The sequence below is a fragment of the Aeromonas sp. LsrichE-8G genome, from assembly GCF_022869435.1.
GTDB classification, from domain to species: Bacteria; Pseudomonadota; Gammaproteobacteria; order Enterobacterales; family Aeromonadaceae; genus Aeromonas; species Aeromonas caviae.
This window is the reverse complement of the sequence record NZ_JALIHH010000270.1, coordinates 1-293: the sequence shown is the minus strand read 5'-3', so window position 1 is coordinate 293 and position 293 is coordinate 1. Positions and strand designations below refer to the sequence as shown.

The window sequence follows — 293 nt, the reverse complement described above, 5'->3', positions numbered from 1 at the left end:
AGGCGCTATCCAGGGATAACCGGGCAAACAGACGGATGGAGGCGATTTCGTACAGAGCATCTTCCATCGCGCCATCGCTCAGGTTGTACCAATGCTGCATGCAGTGAATGCGTAGCATGGTTTCCAGCGGATAAGGTCGCCGGCCACTACCAGCCTTGGGGTAAAACGGCTCGATGACTTCCACCATGTTTTGCCATGGCAGAATCTGCTCCATGCGGGACAAGAAAATCTCTTTTCTGGTCTGACGGCGCTTACTGCTGAATTCACTGTCGGCGAAGGTAAGTTGATGACTC

At 53.2% G+C, this 293-nt stretch carries 1 protein-coding gene; it reads right to left on the bottom strand.

Features of this window, described 5'->3' with window-relative positions; translation table 11 throughout:
* Positions 1–293: transposase (locus tag MUW49_RS20955; RefSeq protein WP_244813172.1), on the bottom strand; the 293-nt coding region annotated here is incomplete at both ends.